Raw genomic sequence first — 3,651 nt, 5'->3', positions numbered from 1 at the left:
GTGCAGCTGAATATCGAGCTGACTGGTGCCCTCGACCCGTACCGACTGCGTGACGCGGTGCACACGGTCGTCAAGCGGCACCCACATCTCGTGGCCCGCTTCTGCCCGCAATTCGATGAGCCGGTGCAGATCATCCCGGCTGATCCGGTTGTGCCATGGCGGTATATCGACCTCAGCGGCGACGGTCTCGACGCCGACGTGGATGAGCTGGTCGATCGGTTATGTGCGTCCGAACGTGCCGCGGTTGGGGATTTGGCCGATGAGCCGGCGTTCCGGGCGGCGTTGATCCGCAGCGGGACGGATCGGCACCGGTTTGTGCTGACCAATCACCACATCGTGGTCGATGGCTGGTCATTGCCGATTTTGCTGGCGGAGATATTCGCCAGTTATTACGGGCAGTCGCTGGCCCCCGCGGGGTCGTATCGCCGGTTCGTGACCTGGCTGGCCGATCGTGATCTGGACGCCGCCCACGCGGCATGGCGCGAGGTGTTGGACGGCTTCGACACCCCCGCTCTGGTCAGCTCGGGGCACAGGTTGGGGCTCGGCACCCGCGTCGTTGAGTCATTCCTGCTGCCTGCCGAGGCCATGCGGGCCGTGAGCGAGCTGGGACGCTCGTGTCGGACCACCGCCAACACGGTGTTGCAGGGCGCCTTTGCCCAGTTACTGTGCTGGCTGACCGGCCAGCATGATGTGGCGTTCGGTACCACCGTGTCCGGTAGGCCGGCCGAGGTCGTCGGCTCCGAGTCGATGGTGGGACTGTTGATCAACACCGTGCCGGTCCGGGCGCGCATCACGCCCACCACCACCACCACCGAACTGCTCGAGCAACTGCAAAACACGCACAACTACACGCTCGAACATCAGCATCTCGCGCTCAGCGAGATCCACCGCATCACCAATCACGAGCAACTGTTCGACACGCTGTTCGTATACGAGAACTACCCCATGGATACCGCCGCATTGGCGGGCGATGACGAGCTGGTTGTCACGGAGTTCACCAGCCACGAATCCACTCACTATCCGCTTTCCGTGGTCGCCTTGCCGGGCAGCGAACTGCGCCTGCGCGTCGAATTCGACACCGCCGTGTTCGATCACTCCGATATCGGCACGTTTGTCGAACGGTTACAGCAGCTGCTGGCGGCCATGGCCGCCGATCCAGCGCGGCCGCTGTCGTCAATCGATCTGCTGAATGAGTCTGAGCGTGCGCGCTTGCAGGAGTTCGGCAACCAGGCGATGTTGACGCAACCCGCTCCCGTGGCGGCGTCGGTTCCGGAGTTGTTCACCGCGCAGGTGGCGCGGGCTCCGGAGGCGGTGGCCCTGGCATGCGATGACCGTGTGTTGACCTATCGAGCATTGGATGAGGCCGCCAATCGGGTGGCGCATTTGTTGGCCGGATATGGGGTTGGCCCGGGTACCTCGGTGGCGTTGTTGTTCCCGCGGTCGGCCGAGGGGATCGTCGCCATTTTGGCGGTGCTGAAGACCGGGGCAACCTATTTGCCGATTGACCCGGCGGTGCCTGCGGCGCGGTTGGAGTTCATGCTTGGCGATGCCGGGCCGGTCGCGGCGCTGACCACTGCACAGTTACGGCCCCGGCTGGATGGGTTTGGCGCCCTGATGGTCGTGGATATCGACGATCCGGTAGTGGCGGCCCAACCGAGCACGGCGTTGGCGGCGCCGGCCGCTGACGATGTCGCGCACATCATCTATACGTCGGGCACGACGGGGACGCCCAAGGGAGTCGCGGTCACCCAGCGAAATGTCGCTCAACTCTTCGCCGGTTTGGACATCGGTGTAGAGCTGGGGCCGGACCAGGTGTGGACGCAATTCCATTCCTATGCGTTCGACTTCTCCGTGTGGGAGATCTGGGGAGCGTTGCTGCACGGCGGGCGGCTGGTGGTCGTGCCCGACTCGGTGGCGCGCGCGCCGGAAGACTTCCACGCATTGCTGGCCGCGCAGCGGGTCAGCGTGTTGACCCAGACCCCGTCGGCGGTGGGCGTGCTTTCTCCCGAGGGCCTGGAGTCGACGGCCTTGGTGATCGGTGCCGAGCCGTGTCCGCCTGAGCTGGTGGATCGCTGGGCGCTGGGGCGGGTGATGGTCAATGTCTACGGCCCGACCGAGACAACCATGTGGGCGGCGAAGAGCGTGCCGTTGGTGGCGGGGTCGGGGGCGCCGCCCATTGGGTCGCCGGTGCCTGGGGCGGCCTTTGCGGTGCTCGATGGGTGGTTGCGTCCGGTGCCGGTGGGGATCGTTGGTGAGTTGTATGTCGCCGGCCGCGGAGTCGGTGTGGGGTACTGGCGCCGGGCAGGGTTGAGCGCGTCGCGGTTTGTGGCGTGCCCGTTTGGGGCGCCGGGCGCACGGATGTATCGCACCGGGGATCTGGTGCGGTGGCGTGCCGATGGGCAGCTGGATTATCTGGGTCGCGCTGACGAGCAGGTCAAGATCCGCGGGTACCGCATCGAACTTGGTGAAATCCAAACAGCCCTAGCGAGTTTGGCCGGGGTGACACAGGCGGCGGTGATCGCCCGCGAGGACCGCCCGGGGGAGAAGCGTCTGGTGGGGTATGTCACCGGCACACTCGACCCGGTCGAGGCGCGCGCAGCGCTAGCCGAACGGCTCCCGGGCTACATGGTGCCCGCGGCCGTGGTGGCACTCGAGGCGTTGCCGCTGACACCCAACGGCAAGCTCGATACGCGCGCCTTGCCGACACCGGAGTACCAGGACACCGATCGTTACCGCGCCCCCGCCAACCCGACCGAAGAGATCCTGGTCGGTGCTTACGCTGAGGTCCTCGGCATCGAACGCGTCGGGGTCGACGACTCCTTCTTCGACCTGGGCGGGGATTCGCTGTCGGCCATGCGCCTGGTCACCGCCATCAACACCGGCCTCGACACCAATCTCCCGGTGCGCGTCTTGTTCGAGGCGCCCACGGTGGCCCAGTTGGCGCCGCGTATCGGTGCCGATGGCGGTGGTCTCGAGCCCTTGGTGCCCGGTGAGCGACCGGCGGTAGTGCCGCTTTCGTTTGCCCAGAGCCGGTTGTGGTTCTTAGACCAATTGCAGGGCCCTTCACCGGTTTACAACATGGCAATGGCGTTGCGGTTGCGCGGGCAGCTGGATCCCGAGGCGTTTCGCGCAGCGCTGTCCGACGTGGTTGCCCGCCATGAGAGCCTGCGCACACTGTTCGCGGCCCCCGACGGGGTACCGCGCCAGGTGGTGGCATCCGCCGAGCAAGCGGACTTCGGCTGGCAGGTCATCGATGCCCGGAAATGGTTGCAGGAGCGGGTCGTTGAGGCGATCGGCGCCGCGGCGCGGTACACGTTCGACTTGGCGTCCGAAACCCCATTGCGCGTAAAGCTTTTCACCGTTGCGGACTCCGAGCATGTGCTGGTCGCGGTGGTGCACCACATCGCCGCCGACGGCTGGTCGTTGAGGCCGCTGGTACGCGACTTGGGCGTGGCTTATGCCAGCCGGTGCGCCGGGCAGGAGCCGGGTTGGGCCGATTTGGCGGTGCAGTATGTCGATTACACGCTGTGGCAGCGCGAAATCCTCGGTGATCTCGAAGACGGCAACAGTCCCATCGCCGCGCAGCTGGCCTATTGGGAGGATGCGCTGGCCGGGATGCCCGAGCGCCTGCAGCTGCCCACCGATCGGCCG

At 66.2% G+C, this 3,651-nt stretch carries 1 protein-coding gene; it reads left to right on the top strand.

Annotated features, from left to right (window positions below; all coding sequences use genetic code 11):
* Positions 1–3,651, top strand: a 3,651-nt coding sequence (locus tag A5686_RS25150; protein WP_156750234.1) for a non-ribosomal peptide synthetase, incomplete at both ends; no start/stop codon positions are given.

This window comes from Mycobacterium sp. E2479 (assembly GCF_001667925.1).
GTDB lineage: Bacteria > Actinomycetota > Actinomycetes > Mycobacteriales > Mycobacteriaceae > Mycobacterium.
The sequence above is the reverse complement of the archived record's forward strand: the minus strand, read 5'-3'. Positions and strand labels throughout refer to the sequence as shown.